The sequence below is a fragment of the Pseudomonas fluorescens genome (genome assembly GCF_018614655.1).
GTDB classification, from domain to species: domain Bacteria; phylum Pseudomonadota; class Gammaproteobacteria; order Pseudomonadales; family Pseudomonadaceae; genus Aquipseudomonas; species Aquipseudomonas fluorescens_BX.
Genome location: NZ_JAGGOG010000024.1, coordinates 84494 through 105773, shown reverse-complemented (window position 1 = coordinate 105773; position 21280 = coordinate 84494). Strand labels below are relative to the sequence as shown.

Annotated in this window: 20 protein-coding genes; 4 read left to right on the top strand and 16 right to left on the bottom strand. The window is 57.3% G+C overall.

Going from position 1 to position 21280, the window contains the following annotated elements:
- Positions 1 to 13 precede the first annotated feature (13 nt).
- The 3 genes from folP to rlmE form a co-directional block, all read right to left on the bottom strand.
- A complete protein-coding gene (folP, locus tag J7E41_RS23285) occupies positions 14 to 865 on the bottom strand; it encodes a dihydropteroate synthase (protein ID WP_214996597.1) in 852 nt (283 codons plus the stop codon).
- Positions 866 to 873: 8 nt separating this feature from the next.
- Positions 874 to 2784, bottom strand: coding sequence for an ATP-dependent zinc metalloprotease FtsH (gene ftsH, locus J7E41_RS23280; protein WP_155584227.1), 1911 nt, complete (start codon positions 2782 to 2784; stop codon positions 874 to 876).
- Between the two features lie 200 nt (positions 2785 to 2984).
- The gene (rlmE, locus tag J7E41_RS23275) at positions 2985 to 3635 is read right to left on the bottom strand and encodes a 23S rRNA (uridine(2552)-2'-O)-methyltransferase RlmE (protein WP_214996595.1); all 651 of its coding nucleotides are present in this window, start codon (positions 3633 to 3635) and stop codon (positions 2985 to 2987) included.
- Between the two features lie 105 nt (positions 3636 to 3740).
- Between rlmE and J7E41_RS23270 the strand changes: the two genes are divergently transcribed.
- Complete coding sequence (locus J7E41_RS23270; protein WP_154742957.1) at positions 3741 to 4049, top strand: YhbY family RNA-binding protein; 309 nt, start codon at positions 3741 to 3743, stop codon at positions 4047 to 4049.
- A gap of 9 nt (positions 4050 to 4058) precedes the next feature.
- On the opposite strand, the gene J7E41_RS23265 is transcribed toward J7E41_RS23270, so the two are convergent.
- The 8 genes from J7E41_RS23265 to grpE all read right to left on the bottom strand — a co-directional run bounded on the left by J7E41_RS23265 (position 4059) and on the right by grpE (position 14524).
- Positions 4059 to 4463, bottom strand: a complete 405-nt coding sequence (locus J7E41_RS23265) for an MFS transporter (protein ID WP_214996593.1) — start codon at positions 4461 to 4463, stop codon at positions 4059 to 4061.
- A 28-nt stretch (positions 4464 to 4491) separates the two neighbouring features.
- On the bottom strand, positions 4492 to 4968 hold the full coding sequence (gene greA / locus J7E41_RS23260; protein ID WP_076013757.1) for a transcription elongation factor GreA: 477 nt from the start codon (positions 4966 to 4968) through the stop codon (positions 4492 to 4494).
- Positions 4965 to 8186: a carbamoyl-phosphate synthase large subunit gene (gene carB, locus J7E41_RS23255; RefSeq protein WP_214996591.1), complete on the bottom strand. Its 3222-nt coding sequence runs from the start codon at positions 8184 to 8186 to the stop codon at positions 4965 to 4967. The genes greA and carB overlap by 4 nt, the downstream gene beginning before the upstream one ends.
- A 105-nt stretch (positions 8187 to 8291) precedes the next feature.
- A complete protein-coding gene (gene carA, locus J7E41_RS23250) occupies positions 8292 to 9428 on the bottom strand; it encodes a glutamine-hydrolyzing carbamoyl-phosphate synthase small subunit (protein WP_214996589.1) in 1137 nt (378 codons plus the stop codon).
- 259 nt (positions 9429 to 9687) lie between these two features.
- Positions 9688 to 10494, bottom strand: a complete 807-nt coding sequence (gene dapB, locus J7E41_RS23245; RefSeq protein WP_214996587.1) for a 4-hydroxy-tetrahydrodipicolinate reductase — start codon at positions 10492 to 10494, stop codon at positions 9688 to 9690.
- Between the two features lie 10 nt (positions 10495 to 10504).
- Positions 10505 to 11629: a molecular chaperone DnaJ gene (dnaJ, locus tag J7E41_RS23240; protein WP_010174305.1), complete on the bottom strand. Its 1125-nt coding sequence runs from the start codon at positions 11627 to 11629 to the stop codon at positions 10505 to 10507.
- Between the two features lie 315 nt (positions 11630 to 11944).
- Entirely contained in the window at positions 11945 to 13861 is a 1917-nt protein-coding gene (dnaK, locus tag J7E41_RS23235; protein ID WP_214996585.1) for a molecular chaperone DnaK, read from the bottom strand.
- 102 nt (positions 13862 to 13963) lie between these two features.
- Entirely contained in the window at positions 13964 to 14524 is a 561-nt protein-coding gene (grpE, locus tag J7E41_RS23230; protein WP_003212224.1) for a nucleotide exchange factor GrpE, read from the bottom strand.
- Between the two features lie 253 nt (positions 14525 to 14777).
- On the opposite strand from grpE, the gene recN reads away from it, so the two are divergent.
- Entirely contained in the window at positions 14778 to 16451 is a 1674-nt protein-coding gene (gene recN, locus J7E41_RS23225) for a DNA repair protein RecN (RefSeq protein ID WP_214996583.1), read from the top strand.
- Positions 16452 to 16535: 84 nt separating this feature from the next.
- On the opposite strand, the gene fur is transcribed toward recN, so the two are convergent.
- Entirely contained in the window at positions 16536 to 16940 is a 405-nt protein-coding gene (gene fur / locus J7E41_RS23220; protein ID WP_010174299.1) for a ferric iron uptake transcriptional regulator, read from the bottom strand.
- Between the two features lie 98 nt (positions 16941 to 17038).
- Between fur and J7E41_RS23215 the strand changes: the two genes are divergently transcribed.
- Positions 17039 to 17566: an outer membrane protein assembly factor BamE gene (locus J7E41_RS23215; protein ID WP_214996580.1), complete on the top strand. Its 528-nt coding sequence runs from the start codon at positions 17039 to 17041 to the stop codon at positions 17564 to 17566.
- 63 nt (positions 17567 to 17629) lie between these two features.
- Here the strand turns inward: J7E41_RS23215 and J7E41_RS23210 are convergent, their stop codons facing one another.
- From J7E41_RS23210 to J7E41_RS23200, 3 genes are read right to left on the bottom strand one after another with little or no spacing between them, the layout of a single operon-like run.
- Positions 17630 to 17944, bottom strand: coding sequence for an RnfH family protein (locus tag J7E41_RS23210; protein WP_214996578.1), 315 nt, complete (start codon positions 17942 to 17944; stop codon positions 17630 to 17632).
- Entirely contained in the window at positions 17937 to 18371 is a 435-nt protein-coding gene (locus J7E41_RS23205) for a type II toxin-antitoxin system RatA family toxin (RefSeq protein WP_214996576.1), read from the bottom strand. Before J7E41_RS23205 ends, J7E41_RS23210 begins: the two co-directional genes overlap by 8 nt.
- Positions 18372 to 18378: 7 nt before the next feature.
- Entirely contained in the window at positions 18379 to 19782 is a 1404-nt protein-coding gene (locus J7E41_RS23200) for a sodium-dependent transporter (RefSeq protein ID WP_214996574.1), read from the bottom strand.
- Between the two features lie 118 nt (positions 19783 to 19900).
- Here J7E41_RS23200 and smpB point away from each other — a divergent pair, with 118 nt between their 5' ends.
- Positions 19901 to 20383: an SsrA-binding protein SmpB gene (gene smpB, locus J7E41_RS23195; protein ID WP_214996572.1), complete on the top strand. Its 483-nt coding sequence runs from the start codon at positions 19901 to 19903 to the stop codon at positions 20381 to 20383.
- A 42-nt stretch (positions 20384 to 20425) separates the two neighbouring features.
- On the opposite strand, the gene J7E41_RS23190 is transcribed toward smpB, so the two are convergent.
- Positions 20426 to 21193, bottom strand: a complete 768-nt coding sequence (locus J7E41_RS23190) for an FCD domain-containing protein (protein ID WP_179449047.1) — start codon at positions 21191 to 21193, stop codon at positions 20426 to 20428.
- Between the last annotated feature and the right edge of the window lie 87 nt (positions 21194 to 21280).

Sequence of the window (21280 nt, the reverse complement as noted above, 5' to 3'; positions counted from 1 at the left end):
TGCTCCATCATTCTTATTCGGCTGATTCTACAGCTGCGATCATCCGTACCACATCCACCGTCTCGGCCACGTCATGCACACGCAAGATACGCGCACCCTTGACCACAGCAAGCGCCGCGAGAGCCAAGCCGCCAGGCAGCCGCTCACCCACCGGACGATTCAACGCCTGACCTATCATGCTCTTGCGCGAAACCCCAACCAACAAGGGGCGACCAAGGGCATGCAGGGACTCCATATGCTTGAACAGACTTAAATTGTGCTGCAAGGTTTTAGCAAAGCCAAACCCTGGATCGAGGATGATCCGCTCGGGAGCAATTCCTGCTGCGCCGCACTGAGCAACACGCCCAGCAAGAAACCCCGTCACCTCACCCACGAGATCGTCGTAATGCGGGTCGTTCTGCATTGTGCCGGGCTCTCCCAGCATATGCATCAGACACACCGGCAATCCAGTGGCTGCAGCAGCATCCAGTGCACCATCACGCTGCAGGGAGCGCACATCATTGATCAAGCCTGCGCCCAGACGCGCGGTTTCGCGCATGACGGCTGGCGTGGACGTATCAACAGAGATGATTACATCCAGTTCGCGATGGATGCGCTCGACAATTGGCGCAACACGCTCCAGCTCCTCCAGGGGAGAAACCGCACGGGCACCGGGACGTGTCGACTCACCACCGACATCGATCAAGGTCGCGCCAGCAGCCACCATTGCCTCGGCATGCCGCAGCGCCGCATCAAGCTGGCTAAAGCGGCCACCGTCGGAAAAAGAGTCGGGGGTTACGTTAAGAATACCCATGACATGTGTATGGGCCAAATCAAGAACCCGGCTGCCGCAAGGCAACCGGGTCGAGGACAACGCAGAAGTCATTTCAAACCTTAATGGTCGGCCGCCGGGCCGCCGATCGGGGTTTCGGGGCGTTCGCTTTCTACCACCGGCGGAGTTCCCGAAGTACCCGAACCACCTTCCCAATCGCGTGGCTCGCGAGGAGTGCGACCCGCCATGATGTCGTCTATCTGCTCGGCATCAATGGTCTCGTACTTCATCAAGGCATCAGCCATTGCGTCGAGCTTGTCGCGGTTATCTGTAAGAATCTGCTTAGCCGTGCCATAGCACTGATCAATGATGCTGCGCACTTCGGAGTCAATCAGCTTGGCTGTCTCACCAGAGAAGCTGGCACCTTGACCGCCACCACCACGACCCAGGAATACTTCGCCTTCCTCCTCAGCGTACATCAGAGGACCGAGTTTTTCCGACAGCCCCCACTTGGTCACCATGTTTCGCGCAATCTGGCTGGCACGCATGATGTCGTTGGATGCGCCGGTAGTCACACCGTCAAAGCCCAAGGTCATCTCTTCAGCGATACGGCCGCCATACAGCGAGCAAATCTGACTGATCAGGGCGCGCTTGGAGAGGCTGTAGCGATCCTCTTCCGGCAGGAACATGGTGACACCCAGCGCACGACCACGAGGAATGATCGACACCTTGTAGACCGGGTCATGCTCAGGCACAACGCGACCGACAATGGCGTGACCGGCTTCGTGATAAGCGGTGTTCTGCTTCTCTTTCTCGGACATGACCATCGACTTGCGCTCAGCGCCCATCATGATCTTGTCTTTCGCCAGCTCGAACTCTTTCATCTCAACGATACGCTTGCCGGTACGAGCGGCAAACAGCGACGCCTCGTTCACCAGGTTGGCCAAGTCAGCACCGGAGAAGCCTGGAGTACCACGAGCAATCACGGCCGGAGCCACGTCGTCGCCCATTGGCACTTTGCGCATGTGTACTTTCAGGATCTGTTCGCGTCCACGGATGTCCGGCAGACCGACCACAACCTGACGGTCGAAACGGCCTGGACGCAGCAACGCCGGGTCAAGTACGTCAGGACGGTTGGTAGCGGCAATCACGATGATACCGTCGTTCATCTCAAAGCCATCCATCTCAACCAGCAATTGGTTGAGGGTCTGCTCACGCTCATCATGACCACCGCCCATGCCGGCGCCACGATGGCGACCAACGGCGTCGATTTCATCGATGAAAATGATGCAAGGCGCGTGTTTCTTGGCCTGTTCAAACATATCGCGAACACGGCTGGCACCAACACCGACGAACATTTCGACGAAATCGGAACCGGAAATGGTGAAGAAAGGTACTTTGGCTTCGCCAGCAATGGCCTTGGCCAGCAGGGTCTTACCGGTACCTGGAGGGCCAACCATCAGAACGCCGCGGGGAATACGACCGCCCAGACGCTGGAATTTGCCCGGATCACGCAGGAACTCAACCAGCTCGCCCACTTCTTCCTTGGCTTCGTCGCAACCTGCAACGTCAGCCAGGGTAGTTTTCACCTGATCTTCGGAGAGCAGGCGCGCCTTGCTCTTGCCGAAGCTCATCGGCCCGCCCTTGCCGCCCGCACCACCTTGCATCTGGCGCATGAAGAACATGAACACGGCGATAATCACCAGGATCGGGAAACTGGCGACCAGGAGCTGAGTCCAGATGCTTTGCTGTTCAGGCTGCTTACCTTCAACGACCACATGGTTATCCACCAGGTCGCCGATCAGACCATTGTCCTGAATTGCCGGACGAATGGTCTTGAAGCTATCGCCATCGTTGCGCTTGCCGGTAATCACATAGCCGTCCACGGCTACGCGCTCGACCTTGCCATCCTTAACTTGCTGGATGAAGTCGGAATAGTTGAGGGTCTGCGGCTCGTTAGGGCTGGAGAAGTTGTTCATCACCGTCACCAGGACAGCCGCGATGATCAACCACAGGATCAGATTCTTTGCCATATCGTTCAATTAACTACCCTCTGAAGCAAGCTCCGCTACTGGCGCGTGCTTCGCATGATATTCACCGGCCTAACTTACTACATTACCTACAACTCTGGCAGGCGCCGTCTGTAACCCTTTGTGAAACTTTGACTACACAATATTCGTAAAGCTTCATGACGAAAGCGATATAAAAAAACCTATCGCCCTCGTCGAATTCCTCAAAAACGCTCTTCGCTGGCAGCGCCTTCAATGCCACGGAAACCCCGACCCAGCAAATACTGTTCACGGGACCTGTCCCGCGAAGAGTCTGGCTTGCGCGTCTGCACCTTGTCGAACAGCTTGCGGATGTTCTTGTGATACTCGTCGAAACCTTCACCCTGGAAGACCTTGACCAGAAAATCACCACCTGGGCGCAAAACCCGACCAGCCAGATCCAGTGCCAATTCGCAAAGAAACATCGCTCGTGGCATATCCACGGCTGGTAATCCACTCATATTGGGGGCCATATCGGAAATCACAAGGTCTACCTGCGAATTTCCAACCGCCTCAAGGATCTGCGCCAGTACCGCGTCCTGGGTAAAATCGCCATGAACGAAGGTCACGTCCGGAATGCTGTCCATTTCCAGGATATCGGAAGCGATCAGGCGACCTTGCCCACCAATCAGACGACTGGTCACCTGGGACCAGCCACCCGGGGCTGCACCAAGATCGATTACGGTCATGCCAGGACGGATCAATTTGTCCTTTTCCTGGATCTCCAGCAGCTTGTAGCTGGCCCGGGAGCGGTAGCCATCCTTTTGCGCCATTTTGACGTAAGGGTCGTTGAAATGCTCTTGCAGCCACTTAAGGCTAGTTTTGGAACGGGCCACGGGCCACCTCGAAAATAAAACGGGTCGTGATTAACTGGGCGGTCCCGGACTCGCTCGGGTAAACTGGCCGCCGCTTTTTACAAGATCAGACGCAGGGGTCAGATTATGCCGCTCACTCAAGAGCAGAAGAAACAGTACAAATCCATTGGCCACCATCTGAAACCAGTTTTGATTGTGGCTGACAACGGTTTGACTGAAGGTGTGTTAGCCGAACTTGAACGCGCATTGGGCGATCACGAACTGATCAAGATCAAGGTCAACATCCTTGATCGCGAGTCGCGCCTGGCGGCCATTGCAGAACTCTGCAAGGTCGGTAAGGCAGACCTGGTTCAGGTCATCGGCAAGATGGCGCTGCTGTATCGCAAGAATTTCAGCGTCAACAAGCAACTGTCGAACGTTCATCGCTTCAAATGATAACAAGGGTCACGGGCGTGCTTCGCGCGCCCTGCCACTCCATCCTGGCGCGGGTTGTACAACCAACACCAGGCCGGAGAACCCTAGCACAAGATAGCTGAATAGCTGCCAGCGCAACGCCTCCGGCAGCCAGATGCGTACCACGCAGTACATTGCGCAGGCATACAGCGCCATCAACAGCAGTTGCCCGCGAATATCCCGCCACAAACTCCCCAAGCCTTCGGCCTTGATCAGCACCAGCGCCTGAAGCGTCACGCACGTCGCCGCAAAACCTACCAGCAACGTACTCAATAATCCGCCGATCTCATCGATCAGCAACGGAGCCAGGCCAATCAGGCCCAGCGCCGGTAACACGCCAATGTGCAACAGCCATAGGCCGCCAACCCAGAGCATCTGGGCAAACTGCCAAAGCATGGCGCCCGCACGTAGCGGGCGCCGTTTTTCAGATGTGACGAACTTCGACAATCTCGTACTCAATCACGCCACCAGGCGTCTTGACGGCCACCACGTCACCCTCCTCCTTGGCAATCAAGGCGCGGGCCAGCGGCGAACCGACGGAGATCTTGCCGAGCTTGAAGTCAGCCTCGTCCTCGCCCACGATGTGGTAAACCACGCTTTCGTCAGTCTCGACGTTGGCGATTTCCACGGTGGTGCCGAAAATCACCTTGCCGGTTTTCGGGATGGTCGTGACGTCGATGATCACCGCATTCTGCATGCGGCCTTCGATGTCACGGATCCGCGCCTCGACCATACCTTGCTGCTCACGAGCAGCGTGGTATTCGGCGTTTTCCTTCAAGTCACCCAACTCGCGGGCCGTACCGATGTCCTGGCTCAGCTTCGGACGGACGACCTTGGTCAGGTGAGCGTGCTCTTCTTCCAGGGCCTTGGCGCCCTGGACGGTCATGGGGTATTTGATCATGCCTTCAATCCTGCGTGTAGATCCTGCAAGCGACGCACGGTCTTTTCCGGACCGAACTTGAGCGCTTCGCAGATAGCTTCGCCAGCAGCAATAGTGGTGGTGCAGTAGATCTTGTGCTGCAAGGCGTTACGACGAATGGAGTACGAATCCGCGATCGACTGGCGACCTTCAGTGGTGTTGATGATCAGAGTGACTTCGTCATTCTTGATCATGTCGACCACGTGCGGACGACCTTCCGTCACTTTGTTTACGCGACGCACTTTCAGGCCGGCAGCCTCGATCAGCTTGGCGGTCCCGGCAGTCGCCACGACTTCGAAGCCCAAGTTGATCAGATCACGGGCTACGCCTGCAACCAGTGGCTTGTCATCATCACGCACACTGATGAAGGCAGTACCGCCGGTCGGCAGCACTTCGCTGGCGCCCATCTGGGCCTTGGCGAACGCTTCACCGAAGGTATCGCCCACACCCATCACTTCGCCGGTGGACTTCATCTCTGGGCCCAGGATCGGGTCCACACCAGGGAATTTAGCGAATGGGAACACCGCCTCTTTCACACTGTAGAAGTTCGGAATGATTTCCTTGGTGAAGCCAATTTCCTTCAGGGTCTTACCGGCCATCACACGGGCGGCAATCATCGCCAGGGAAACACCGATGCACTTGGAAACGAAAGGTACGGTGCGGGAAGCGCGCGGGTTGACTTCGATAACGTAGATGTCTTCGCCTTGCAGCGCCAACTGTACGTTCATCAGGCCAACCACACCCAACTCCAGGGCCATTTTCTTGACCTGTTCACGCATCTCGTCCTGAATGCGCACCGGCAGCGAGTAGGGCGGCAACGAACAAGCGGAGTCACCGGAGTGAACGCCTGCCTGCTCGATGTGCTGCATGATCGCGCCGATCACCACGTCGGTACCGTCGCAAACCGCATCCACGTCCATTTCGATGGCGCAGTTGAGGAAGTGGTCCAGCAGCACCGGGCTGTCGTTGGATACTTTCACCGCATCGCGCAGGTAACGCTTGAGCTCTTCTTCTTCGTAGACGATTTCCATCGCCCGACCGCCCAATACGTAGGACGGACGCACCACCAGCGGGTAACCGATCTTGCTGGCGGCACGAATAGCTTCGTCTTCGCTGCGCACGGTAGCGTTAGGCGGCTGACGCAGGTTCAGACGCTCAACCATCTGCTGGAAACGCTCACGGTCTTCGGCACGGTCGATAGCGTCAGGGCTGGTACCGATGATCGGTACGCCAGCAGCTTCGAGTGCGCGAGCCAGTTTCAACGGGGTTTGGCCGCCGTACTGGACGATCACGCCTTTTGGCTTCTCGACGCGACAGATTTCCAGTACGTCTTCCAGCGTTACCGGCTCGAAGTACAGACGGTCGGACGTGTCGTAGTCAGTGGAAACAGTTTCCGGGTTGCAGTTGACCATAATGGTCTCGTACCCGTCTTCGCGCAGGGCGAGAGCGGCGTGTACGCAGCAATAATCGAACTCGATGCCTTGGCCGATACGGTTTGGACCGCCACCCAAGATCATGATTTTGTCGCGGCCCGACGGCGCGGCTTCGCACTCTTCCTCGTAGGTGGAGTACATATACGCGGTGTCGGTTGCGAACTCGGCCGCACAGGTATCAACGCGCTTGTAGACCGGGAAGATATCCAGCTTGTGGCGATGCGTGCGCAGGTTCTTCTCGGTCACACCCAGCAGCTTGGCCAGGCGCTGGTCGGAGAAACCTTTGCGCTTGAGGCGGAACATCAGGTCGCGGTCGATCGAGGACAGACCGAGGGTCTTGACCTTCTCTTCTTCCTTGATCAGATCTTCGATTTGCACCAGGAACCACGGGTCGATCATATTCATGCCGAAGATGTCTTCGACGGTCATGCCGGCGCGGAAAGCATCGGCCACGTACCAGATACGCTCGGCACCCGGCACGGTCAGCTCGCGCTTGAGCACGCTCATGCTTTCCGGGTTGCTCAGGTCGAGTTTCTCGTCCAGACCGCAAACGCCGACTTCCAGGCCACGCAGGGCTTTCTGCAGGGACTCCTGGAAGGTCCGGCCGATGGCCATGACTTCACCCACCGACTTCATCTGAGTGGTCAGGCGGGCGTCGGCTTTCGGGAACTTCTCGAAAGCGAAGCGTGGCAGCTTGGTGACGACGTAGTCGATCGACGGCTCGAAGGATGCCGGCGTTGCGCCGCCAGTGATTTCGTTCTGCAGTTCGTCCAATGTGTAACCGATCGCCAACTTGGCAGCGATGCGCGCAATCGGGAAGCCGGTAGCTTTCGATGCCAGCGCCGAAGAACGCGATACACGCGGGTTCATCTCGATCACAACCATGCGGCCAGTGTCCGGGCAGATGCCGAACTGGACGTTGGAGCCACCGGTTTCAACGCCGATCTCACGCAGCACCGCCAAAGAGGCGTTACGCATGATCTGGTATTCCTTGTCCGTCAGGGTCTGTGCTGGCGCAACAGTGATCGAGTCACCCGTGTGCACGCCCATCGGGTCGAAGTTTTCGATGGAGCAAACGATGATGCAGTTGTCCTTCTTATCACGGACAACCTCCATCTCGTATTCTTTCCAGCCGATCAGCGATTCGTCGATCAGCAGCTCTTTGGTCGGCGACAGGTCCAGACCACGGGCGCAGATTTCTTCGAACTCTTCACGGTTGTAAGCGATGCCACCACCGGTGCCGCCCATGGTGAAGGACGGACGGATAATGCACGGAAAGCCAAGCTTTTCGAGAACTAGATTGGCCTCTTCCATGCTGTGGGCGATACCCGAACGCGGGCAATCCAGGCCGATAGACTTCATCGCCTTGTCAAAACGCGAACGGTCTTCAGCCTTGTCGATGGTGTCGGCATTGGCACCGATCATCTCTACGCCGAACTTCTCCAGAACGCCTTCGCGCTCCAGGTCCAGTGCGCAGTTCAGAGCAGTCTGGCCGCCCATGGTTGGCAGCAGCGCGTCCGGGCGCTCTTTCTCGATGATCTTGGCAACGGTCTGCCACTTGATCGGCTCGATATAGGTGGCGTCGGCCATGTCCGGGTCGGTCATGATGGTGGCCGGGTTGGAGTTCACCAGGATGACGCGGTAACCCTCTTCGCGCAGAGCCTTGCAGGCCTGGGCGCCGGAGTAGTCGAATTCGCAGGCCTGGCCGATCACGATCGGGCCAGCGCCGAGAATCAGGATGCTTTTTATGTCTGTACGTTTTGGCATGGGTTTGTCACTCAAATCCGCAGGTCAGTCGGCAAGCCGTCTTGAACAATCTTTGAAGAGCCCGAGGGGGCCACCGGTTTACGGGGCCACCCTCAGGCCGCTCACTCAGCGTCGCTTGGCCATCTCATTGATGAAACGGTCGAACAGCGGCGCTACGTCGTTCGGGCCCGGGCTTGCTTCAGGGTGGCCCTGGAAGCTGAACGCACTCTTGTCGGTGCGCTCGATGCCTTGCAGGGAACCGTCAAACAGCGACTTGTGAATCGCCCGGACGTTGCCCGGCAGGGTCGCTTCATCTACCGCAAAACCGTGGTTCTGGCTGGTGATCATGACAACGCCGGTATCCAGGTCCTGCACAGGATGGTTGGCACCGTGGTGGCCGTGGCCCATTTTCAGGGTCTTGGCGCCGGAAGCCAGTGCCAGCAGTTGGTGACCGAGGCAGATGCCGAATACCGGGATCTCGGTTTCCAGCACTTCCTTGATGGCCTGGATGGCGTAGTCGCAAGGCTCAGGATCACCTGGGCCGTTGGACAGGAACACACCGTCCGGCTGCAGGGCCAACACGTCGCTGGCCGGGGTTTGTGCCGGCACTACCGTCACGCGGCAACCGCGCTCGACCAACATGCGCAGGATGTTGTACTTGATGCCGTAGTCGTAGGCCACGACGTGGTACGGCAGGTCAGCGGCTTCGATGGTCGCGTGGCTGTCGGTCTTCAAGTCCCAGACGGTGGAGCGCCATTCGTACTGTTCCTTGGTGCTGACGACTTTTGCCAGATCCATGCCTTTCAGGCCAGGAAAACCTTGGGCTGCTGCAATCGCCGCGGCTTCGGAAATGTTGTCACCGGCCATGATGCAGCCGTTCTGCGAGCCCTTCTCACGCAGGATGCGTGTCAGGCGACGCGTGTCGATACCGGCGATCGCCACCACATTGTTGGCTTTCAGGTAGTCGGACAGAGACATCGTGTTACGCCAGTTGCTCGCAACCAGTGGCAGGTCACGAATCACCAGACCCGCGGACCAGACACGATCAGACTCGACGTCTTCCGGCGTAGTACCGGTGTTGCCGATGTGCGGATAGGTCAGGGTAACGATCTGTTGGGCGTAGGAAGGATCGGTAAGGATTTCCTGATAGCCGGTCATGGCGGTGTTGAACACCACCTCTCCAACGGTCTGACCGTCGGCTCCAATGGCTTCGCCGCGAAAAATGCTGCCATCAGCAAGGGCGAGTATGGCTGGCTTAGTCAAGAAGACCTCCCGTAAATAAAGCCTGAAAGGGCGATCGCAGGTTGTAAAAAAGCGGAGTGACGTATGGACACGTCACCCCGCTTCTTCACTGAATTATTCTGCGCGCTTTTAGTGGACACACTAAAGCTGTAGCTTACAGAAAAAGGCTTTTTTGGTCCACCGCTAAAGAGCCTTAAAGGCAGGAGAATGCAACAGGACGTCGCTTAGCGGGTAAAAACAGGGCCCAAGGTTAAAGCCTGGACCCCGTTTTAGCTACTTCTTAATGCAGATCAAGCACGTCGCGCATGTCGTAAAGACCAGGTTCGCGACCATCCAACCACAGCGCCGCACGCACCGCGCCCTTGGCGAAGGTCATGCGACTGGACGCCTTGTGCGTGATTTCAAGACGCTCACCTTCGGTTGCGAACAGCACCGTATGATCACCCACCACATCACCACCGCGAACGGTGGCAAAACCGATAGTGTCGCGAGCACGGGCGCCGGTATGACCTTCACGGCCATACACCGCCACTTTCGAAAGATCTCGCCCAAGGGCATCGGCAATCGCCTCACCCATACGCAGCGCAGTACCGGACGGCGCATCAATCTTGTGCCGGTGATGAGTCTCGATGATCTCGATATCAGCCTCATCTCCCAGGACGCGCGCCGCCATGTCGAGCAATTTCAACGACAGATTGACGCCGACGCTGAAGTTGGCCGCGAACACGATCGCAATATCCTTGCCCGCCTCGACCAGCAGCTGCTTCTGCTCCGCACTCAAACCAGTGGTACCGATTACCATGGCCTTGCCCGCCTTGCGACAGAACGCCAGGTTTTTCAGCATCACTTCAGGCAGAGTAAAGTCGATCAGCACGTCGAACTCATCAGCGACCTGCTCCAGGTTGCCGGACAACGAAACACCAATCCGCCCCAGGGACGCCAACTCGCCAGCATCCGCACCAATCAAGGTACTGCCGGGACGAACAATTGCTGCCGTCAGCCCGGAGGCCGGCGAACGCTGCTGCACTGCTTCGACCAGGGTCTTGCCCATGCGCCCGGCAGCGCCCATCACCGCGATACGTCGCATACTCACTTCCTTACAGGTCGCCGAAGAAGCGCTTCACGCCTTCGAACCAGCCAGTGGTTTTTGGCGAATGAGTGTCATCGCCTGCCAGGGAGCTACGGAACTCCTCCAACAGCTCCCGCTGACGGCGACCCAGATTGACTGGAGTCTCTACCGCCACACGGCACATCAAGTCGCCAGCACCGCCACCGCGCACCGGCGCAACACCTTTGCCGCGGATACGGAACTGCTTGCCGGTCTGCGTCCCCTCAGGGATCTTGAGCTTGACTCGACCATCCAGCGTCGGAATCTCCAGCTCGCCACCCAAGGCCGCATCGACAAAACTGATCGGCACTTCACAGAACAGATGCTTGCCGTCGCGCTGGAAGATCGAGTGCTCACGCACGTTGATCACCACGTACAGGTCGCCCGTCGGGCCGCCCTGAGTCCCCGCCTCGCCCTCACCCGACAGACGAATGCGGTCGCCGGTATCAACACCCGCCGGCACTTTCACCGAGAGGGTCTTGTACTCTTCGACACGCCCTTCGCCGTGACAGGAGTCGCACGGGTCGGAAATGATCTTGCCTTGACCATGGCAGCGCGGGCAGGTTTGCTGCACCGAGAAGAAGCCTTGCTGCATGCGTACCTGGCCAATACCGCCACAGGTCGGGCAAGTGATCGGCGAGGAACCTTTCTTGGCACCCGAACCATCACACGGCTTGCAGTTGACCAGCGTCGGAACGCGAATATTGACGCTGGTGCCACGCACCGCTTCTTCAAGATTCAGCTCCAGGGTGTAGCGCAAGTCACTGCCACGCTGGGCACCGCCACGCTGGCCACCGCGGCCGCCACCAAAGAAGTCGCTGAACACGTCGCCGAAAATGTCGGAGAAGTTCTGGCCACCGAAACCGGCACCGCCGCCGCCCATGCTTGGATCGACACCCGCGTGACCATACTGATCGTAGGCCGCCCGCTTGTTCGGATCACACAGGCATTCGTAGGCTTCATTGGCCTCTTTGAACAAATCTTCGGATTCTTTGTTATCCGGATTACGGTCCGGGTGGTGCTTCATCGCCAAGCGACGGTAGGCCTTTTTCAGGTCCGCCTCGCTGGAGCCGCGCTCCACACCCAATACTTCGTAATAGTCACGCTTTGCCATAAGTCTTTGCACTCTTAAGGACGTTCGGCAAAACCCTCCTGAGCCTTGCCAAACTCGTTGAGCCCCAATACAGGCCCGGACCCAACTCACGTCAATTCAACGATCCTGGTCTTTACTGCTTTCAGCCGAGACCCAGCTAAAAACGCGGTACTGTCGCTCGGAAAGCAGGAGCATTCCCGATCACACCGCCAGCATCCGAGCGTTGTCGCATGCTGTAAAAATTCGCTTACCCCAGACACGCCAACGCGGGAGCAAGCTCCCGCGCGGCGACATCCTACCAGTCACCGCTTGTGAGCGGTCAACCGGGCGACCAAGTTACTTCTGGTCTTTGACTTCTTCGAACTCGGCATCGACAACATCGTCGTGCTTGGCTTCAGGTTCTGCCTGGTGTGCAGCGCCATCAGCCGGCTGGCCTTGTTCGGCATACATCTTCTGGGCCACTGGCGCGGAAACTTTCGACAGTTCCTCAACCTTGGCTTCAATGGCAGCCTTGTCGTCGCCTTTAACGGCAGCTTCCAGGGCAACCACTGCAGCTTCGATCGCAGCCTTCTCTTCAGCAGTAACCTTGTCGCCAGCATCCGCGACCATTTTACGAGTCGAATGAACCAGTGCATCACCCTGGTTACGGGCAGCGGCCAACTCTTCGAACTTGCGGTCTTCGTCAGCGTTGGCTTCAGCATCACGGATCATCTGCTGAATTTCTTCCTCGGACAGACCCGAGTTAGCCTTGATCACGATCGACTGAGTCTTGCCTGTGGCCTTGTCTTTGGCGCCTACGTGCAGGATGCCGTTGGCGTCGATGTCGAAGGTCACTTCGATTTGTGGCACGCCACGTGGCGCTGGTGGAATCTCGGCCAGGTCGAACTTGCCCAGGGACTTGTTCTGACCGGCTTGCTTACGCTCACCTTGCAGCACGTGAATGGTCACAGCGCCCTGGTTGTCGTCGGCAGTCGAGAACACTTGGGATTTCTTGGTAGGAATCGTGGTGTTTTTCTCGATCAGCGCAGTCATCACGCCACCCATGGTTTCGATACCCAGGGTCAGCGGGCTTACGTCCAGCAGCAGCACGTCTTTCACGTCACCGGCCAATACCGCGCCCTGGATGGCAGCACCCATGGCAACCGCTTCGTCCGGGTTAACGTCTTTACGCGCTTCTTTACCGAAGAACTCGGTGACCAGCTTCTGAACCAGCGGCATACGGGTCTGACCGCCTACCAGGATCACGTCGTTGATCGAACCAACGTCGATACCCGAGTCTTTCAGCGCGATGCGGCAAGGCTCGATGGTGCGTTGAACCAAGTCTTCTACCAGCGCTTCCAGCTTGGCGCGGGAGATTTTCACGTTCAAGTGCTTGGGACCGGTGGCGTCTGCAGTGATGTACGGCAGGTTAACGTCGGTCGAATTGCTCGAAGACAGTTCGATCTTGGCTTTCTCAGCGGCTTCTTTCAGGCGCTGCATCGCCAGCGGGTCACCCTTGAGGTTCATGCCGCTTTCTTTCTTGAATTCGTCAACGAGATAGTCGATCAGACGAATGTCAAAGTCTTCGCCGCCCAGGAAGGTGTCGCCGTTAGTGGCCAACACTTCGAACTGGTGCTCGCCATCGACTTCAGCGATTTCGATCACGGAAACGTCGAAAGTACCGCCACCCAGGTCGTAAACGATCACGGTGTGATCGCCCTTGGCCTTGTCCATACCGTAGGCCAGAGCGGCTGCGGTAGGTTCGTTGATGATACGTTTCACGTCCAGGCCAGCAATACGGCCGGCGTCTTTGGTCGCTTGGCGTTGGCTGTCGTTGAAGTAGGCCGGAACGGTGATTACCGCTTCGGTCACTGCTTCACCGAGGTAGTCTTCGGCAGTTTTCTTCATCTTTTTCAAGATTTCAGCCGAGATTTGCGGCGGCGACATTTTCTGACCGTTTACTTCAACCCAGGCGTCACCGTTGTCAGCCTTGGCGATTTTGTAAGGGACCATCTTGATGTCTTTCTGTACGACTTCTTCGTCGAACTTACGACCGATCAGACGCTTCACCGCGTACAGGGTGTTATGCGGATTGGTCACAGCTTGACGCTTGGCGGACTGGCCCACCAGGATTTCGCCGTCGTTGGCATAAGCCACGATGGACGGAGTGGTGCGCGCGCCTTCAGCGTTTTCAATAACTTTGGATACGCCGTTTTCCAGCACGGAGACGCAGGAGTTGGTAGTCCCCAGGTCGATACCGATAATTTTGCCCATGATTTACTCTCCCGAAACTTAGATTTTGTTGCCGCAGCAGTGGTGGCTAACTGCGGCAGTACTTAAACGCTTGACTTATAGATGGGGCCGTTACGACTTATTTCAAGCCTGCTCATCAATCGAAGGTGCAACAGGTGCAGGAGCCTTGCTCACCACAACCATTGCCGGGCGCAGCAAGCGACCGTTGAGCTGGTAACCCTTCTGGAACACCTTCAATACGCTGTTCGGCTCAAGATCAGCGTTTTCCTGCATCGCCATCGCTTGATGATGCTCGGCATTGAACGGTTCGCCGCCTTGTGGATCGATGGCTTCCAACTGATAACGCTTCAGAGTGTCCTGGAACATTTTCAGGGTCAGTTCGATCCCTTCGCGCATTGGGCGGATGTTTTCGTCGTCCGGGTTGGACAACTCAAGGCCACGCTCCAGGCTGTCGATGATCGGCAACAGATCACCGGCAAATTTTTCCAGGGCAAACTTGTGAGCTTTTTCTACATCCTGCTCGGCGCGGCGGCGGACGTTCTGCAGATCGGCGGCAACACGCAACGATTGATCCTGTGCGCCAGCCAATTGCTCTTCGAGCACTTGTACACGAGCGGCCAGGTCTTCACCTGCTGCCTGATTGGCGTCTGGATTTTGCGTATCCTGCGTCTGTTCGTCAGCCATAGATTTCTCCTTTCAAAATCATGCGCGAACTCGACTCGCGCTTCTGTTCCGGTATATGGGGCCACAATTTTCAGGTTCAAGGGCGGGGGCGTTACCAAAAGTCTTTCACTTGTCTCAGATTAATTTTCACGGCTCATTCCTCTTTGCGCTAAAAAAACAAACCGATCAAGCAAATCGAGCTAAGTGCCAGGATTGTCAGCATCAAACAAAACACTGTATAAATAACCAGACATAAAGCCTGGGAGCGGCCGTCATGCTGGTGCACCTGTCCGTACATAACTACGCCATCGTCGAACACCTGGATCTTGAGCTGGATCGCGGGATGAGCGTAATCACAGGCGAAACCGGCGCCGGCAAGTCGATCATGCTCGACGCTCTCGGCCTGACCCTGGGTGATCGTGCCGACAATGGAGTCGTTCGCCCCGGTGCCGACAAGGCCGATATTCTCGCGACCTTCGACCTCGCGGACATCCCCGAAGCCGAGGCCTGGCTTGCCGAGCGCGACCTTAATAATGACGGCCCGTGCATCCTGCGCCGCGTCATCACCGCTGAAGGCCGGTCGCGCGGCTATATCAATGGCACACCCTGCCCCCTCGGCGACTTGAAAGCCCTGGGCGAACTGCTGATCGACATCCACAGCCAGCATGAACACCAGTCACTGCTGAAAACCGATACTCATCGTCGCCTGCTCGACGAATACGCCGGTGCTACCGACCTTGCGCGTCAAGTGCAATTGGCCGCACAGCGCTGGCGCCAGACCCGCCAGGAGCTGGAGCGCCTTTCCAACTCCGGCGACGAGCAGCGCGCCCGTCACCAACTGCTCAGCTACCAGTTGGAAGAACTGGAAAGCCTGGGGCTGGGCGAGACCGAACTGGAGCAACTGGAGCAGGAACACAAGAACCTGACCAACGCCGAAACCCTGCTGAGTATTTGCCGCCAGGTGGTGGAGCAGTGCAGCGAAAGTGACTCAGGCAATGTACTCAACGCCCTGACTGCCAGCCTCAATCGCCTGTCCAGCGTGAACAACGCTTCAGGCTCGCTAAATGAAGCTACCACCCTGCTGACCAGCGCACAGATCCAGGTGGAAGAAGCGGTAGGTGAACTGAATCGATTCCTTGACCACTTCGATGCCGATCCTGCGCGCCTGCAAGAGATAGAAGAACGCCTGGACACTATCTACACCCTGGCACGCAAACACCGTATACAGCCGACCGAAGTCGCAACAATGCAGCAGAAGCTGCTGGATGAAATCGAAACCCTGGATGCCAACGATGAATCCATCGAGCGACTGGGGGAGGAGCTGGCCTCCTTCGCACGCCATTATCAGGAGAAGGCTCGTCAGCTGAGTGATCTGCGCCAACAAGCGGCGACCAGCCTGGCCAGCGCCGTGGAGCAGGAAATCCAGCGCCTGGGCATGCCGGGCGGGCGCTTCACCATCGAGCTGCACCCCAACAGCAGCAATGAGCTATTACCCAATGGCCTGGAGCAAGTAGAACTGTTGGTCAGTGCCAACCCAGGCCAACCACTCAAGGCATTGGCGAAAGTAGCCTCCGGCGGCGAGCTGTCGCGGATCAGCCTGGCGATCCAGGTCATTACCGCCCAGACCTCACGGGTGCCCACGCTGGTATTCGATGAGGTGGACGTAGGCATTGGCGGCCCAACGGCGGAAATTGTGGGGCAACTGTTACGTCGCCTGGGGGAGCGTGGACAGGTGCTGACCGTCACCCACTTGCCACAAGTGGCCGCACAAGGGCATCAGCACCTGTTTGTGCATAAGGTTCGGGGCAATGATGCAACCCATACGGCGGTGTCCAAACTGAACAAAACCGAAAGGATTGAAGAGGTGGCACGCATGCTGGGCGGTATTGATCTGACCAAGGAGTCCCTGGCTCATGCGAAGAAAATGGTGGTGACCACGAAGGTCTGAGCCACATTTCCTCTTAATAGAAAGCACGAAGGCGACCCTAAGGTCGCCTTCGATCGTTTCGCAGAGCGAATCTGCGTAGCTTTCTTACTTTTTCTTACGTATGTACAGAACCAAATTGTGATCCACCAATTCGACCCCGTGCTCTTCGGCGATAGCCTTCTGCAGCTTCTCGATTTCCGGGCTGACGAATTCGACAACCTCGCCAGTTTCCACATCGACCATATGGTCGTGGTGACCGCTATCGGCCAGTTCGAATACTGCATGACCGCCGTCGAAATTATGACGAACCACCAGCCCTGCGGCTTCAAACTGGGTCAGTACACGGTAAACCGTGGCCAGGCCGACGTCCTCGTTAGACTCCATGAGCGCCTTGTATACATCCTCGGCACTCATATGGCGCTGCTCAGCAGAATCGAGCATTTGTAGAATCTTGACTCGTGGCAGAGTCACTTTAAGACCGGCTTTGCGTAGTTCGCTATTTTCAACCATGGTTAGCTTTCTCGCGGATGCTGCTTCGCAGCTTCTCTTAATACGGGTATGATCGGCGTTTACGTTGTCCCAGCCAAGATAGTGGAAGTCGCCCACCGATGCAAAACACCAAGCTCTTGCTAACCAGTTTCACCTTTGTGGGACTGCTCGCACTCGCCGGTTGTTCATTCCCCGGGGTTTACAAAATCGACATCCAGCAGGGCAATGTCGTCACGCAGGACATGATAGACCAGTTACGCCCGGGAATGACCCGACGGCAAGTACGGTTTATTATGGGCAACCCCCTGCTGACCGACACATTCCATGCCGATCGCTGGGATTATCTCTATAGCATCCAGCCTGGTGGCGGTGAACGCCAGCAGGAGCGCGTCAGCGTCATCTTCAATGGCAATGACCAGCTCGTCAGCCTGTCGGGTGACTTCATGCCAGGCGTAAGCCGTGATGAAGCCTTGATGGGCAAGGACAACGGCACCAACGTCACTGCGCCTGCGCAGAACGTCGAGCAGCCCAAGTCCGAGGAGCCAGCCAAGCCAGGCTCCTTGCTGGACCAGATCCAGAAAGACGTCGACGGCGTACAAACCGTTCCGGTCCCGACTCCAGAACCCCTGGACGCCAGCCCGCAATAAGTTTGTAACGCACAACAAAAAGCCCGGCATGCCGGGCTTTTTGTTGTCTGCAGTTTCATGAATTCAAGAGTTCTGCTGTTTCGCCTTGGCTGCCTTGGCGGCACGTAGCCGGCGAACTTCCTTGGGATCGGCCAGCAATGGCCGGTAAATCTCAATACGATCTCCAGCCTGCACTACACGAACATCCGCGTCCGCCACAACCTTACCGAATACCCCCAAGGGGCAAACCATCAGATCCAGCTCCGGAAACTGCGCAGCAATCCCTGACCCGAGCACCGCAGCCCTCAGGTTGGTGCCTCGCGCAACGGACAACACAAGCAGCAGCTGACGATCCACAGCGGCATACACCAGCTCAATCTCGACCAATGACTCAGCCATGCAATTGCTTGGCCCGCTGACAGAACGCATCCACCAGCGTATTGGCGGCCTGATTGAACAGCGGCCCGAGGGTCGCACGAACAATAGGCCCGGCATAATCAAACGATAAATCCAGGCTGATCTTGCAGGCCTTGTCATTCAATTTCTTGAATACCCAGACACCGTGCAACTGAGTGAATGGCCCCTCCTCCAGATTCATCTCGATCGATTGGCCTGGCACCAAGGTATTTCGCGTGACGAAATGCTGGCTGAGCCCACCCTTGGCCACTGCCAGGCTGGCGCGCATGTGCTCATCACTGCTCTCCAGCACCTCGGCAGACGAACACCAAGGCAGGAATTCCGGATAACGCGCCACGTCATTGACCAGGTCATAGAGCGCTTGCGCCGGATAGGGCAGCAGGGCCGAACGTTGAATATGCGTCGTCATGTGAGCGTTATTTCCACAGCTGAGCGGCAAACACTACGAGAATGCCGATGGGCGCTATATAGCGCATCAAGAAGAAAGCCAGGGCGAACATTACCGGGCTGCGAATCGACAGCTCATCCCGAACCGCTTCGCGTCCCATCACCCAACCTGCAAACACCACGAAACACAAACCACCCAAGGGCAACATGATTCGCGAGGTAAAGAAATCAATGACGCCAAAGAAATCCAGACCGTTGATGGCACCCCACTGGTAGAGGTGAAAGACACCACCCTCGTTCACGAAAAACTTGGCCTGCTGCCAGATGTTAAAGGAAAACACCGTTCCCAAACCAACAAACCAGCAACTGAAGGCCAGCCAAAAGGTAACCCAGGCACGACGAACCTGTGTACGCTCCACCAGATACGCGACCATCGGCTCCAACAAAGAGATGGCCGAACTCCAGGCCGCAATGGCCACCAGCACAAAAAACACCACACCCATCAATTGCCCGAACGCCACATTACCAAAGGCAAATGGCAGGCTGACAAACATCAAGCCGGGACCTTCACTTGGGCTCAACCCAGCAGCGAAGACAATCGGAAACAGCGCCATCCCCGCCAACAATGAAACGAACGTATCCAGCAGCGCCACGCCCACCACCGTTCCCGAGAGCGATGCGCCTTTGGGCATATACGCCCCGTAAATCATGATGGAGCCGACACCGACACTCAGGGAAAAGAACGCATGCCCCATGGCCGGCAACAATCCTTCGAGCAACCGCTCGGAATTGAAGTCGAACATGAAGTGCACACCCTGCATGAAGTGCCCGGTGGTCATGCTATAGCCCAGCAGCAACAGCAACATCACGAACAACAACGGCATCATGATCCGTAAACTGCGCTCCAACCCCGCCACTACGCCCCGGGCGATCACCACGGCAGAAAGCACCATAAAGAGCGTATGCCAGAATGTCAGACGCCAAGGGTCCGCCACGACCTTGCCGAAGTAGGCTCCCACCTGGTCAGACGTTACCCCCTGAAAATCGCCGCGCCCCATATCAATGATGTAGTCCAGGGACCAACCACCGACCACGCTATAAAAAGACAGGATCAACAATGCGGTGATCATTCCGGCAAACGCCCACCAGGACCAGCGCGCAGAATGCCCCGCCTCCAGTGCGAGTACCTTCAAGGCGTTCGCCGGGCTTTGCCGCGCACGCCGGCCTATCAGGGTTTCGGCCAACATGACGGGTAGGCCGATGAGGGCGATGCACGCCAGAAACACCAGGACAAACGCCCCGCCGCCGTACATTCCCACCATGTAGGGAAACTTCCAGATACTTCCCAGCCCTACCGCAGAACCGGTGGCAGCGAGTACGAAGACCCAGCGGCTCGCCCACCCTCCGTGGACAGAAACCTTGTCCGTCGACATCGTTAACACGCCCAACCGATCAAAAAAGAGCGCGCATTGTCCGGGATTCACACAACACGCTCAAGCACGCAGGTTGACCGTAGCCGACACGCTCGCAACTGCCTATAATGCCGCCCCTATGGCTAAACAAAAGAAACACCCAACAGGGACCATCGCGCAAAACAAAAAGGCGCGACACGACTACTTCATCGAACATCGTTTCGAGGCTGGCTTGGTCCTGGCCGGCTGGGAAGTAAAGAGTCTGCGGGCAAGCAAGCTGCAACTGGTCGACAGCTACGTGCTGCTCAAAGACGGTGAAGCCTGGCTGCTCGGCAGTCATATCACACCGCTGACCACCGCCAGCACCCACATCATTGCCGACCCGGTACGTACGCGCAAGCTGCTGCTCAATGTCCGCGAACTGGAAAAGCTCGCCGCTGCAGTGCAACAAAAAGGTTATGCCTGCATATGCCTGTCGTGGTACTGGAGCAAGCACCTGGTCAAGTGCGAGATCGCTCTGGGCAAGGGCAAGAAGGAATACGACAAGCGTGACACCGAGCGCGAGCGCGACTCCAATCGGGAATTGCATCGCGCCGTGCGTAACAAGGGCAAGGAAGACTGAATTCCTGTCGACTTGTGTGACGAGGGCGTCAGACGCCCTCGGCTATATCCCCTTGCGCCGCTCCGCACGGGCCATGCGCTGAACCTCTTGACGCACTTCCTCCAGCACTTCCTGCACATACAGCAGGTGTCGTGTTGAAACCTCCCGCGCCTGTTCCGCTCGCCCTTCGATAATCGCCAGGTACAAATCCCGATGCTGATTGATCAGCATGTCTCGGGTCTCGGTACGCTGCTGGTACATCCCACCGATATTGGTCACCACGTTACGTTTGAGCAGGTCGAACAAGCCACGAATGGTGTGCAGCAGCACAGCGTTATGACTGGCCTCGGCGATAGCCAGATGAAACCGGGCATCGGCCGCGCCCTCTTCCACGCGACTGACTTCATCCGCCCGCGCGTAGCAATCCTGCAAGGCTTCAAACGCAGCAGTCAGCCGCTCACGATCCACTTCGGTGGCACGCAACGCTGCGTAATACGCACACGACGCTTCAAGGGTCTGGCGAAACTCCAGCAAATCGCGCTGTGCCTCAGGGTTGTTTTCCAACAGATGGAGCAGCGGATCACTGAAGGTTGAGCCCAACGAATCCACCACATAGTTGCCCCCACCCTGACGACTGACCAGCAAACCCTTGGCCGCCAGCTTCTGGATGGCTTCACGCAACGACGGTCGCGACACGCCGAACTGCTCGGCCAGCGCGCGCTCAGCCGGCAAGCGCTCACCCGACTTCAGCGTGCCCTCAAGGATCATGCCCTCAAGCTGCTCGACAATATCGTCAGACAAACGGCGCTGACGCACCTGATCAAAGCCCATAACTCATTCTCCACAATCCCGACCACTCGCCAGGGCCTCTATTCTGGCCTATTGCCGCGTCGCCAGCACCTATCAGAGCGCCTTTGA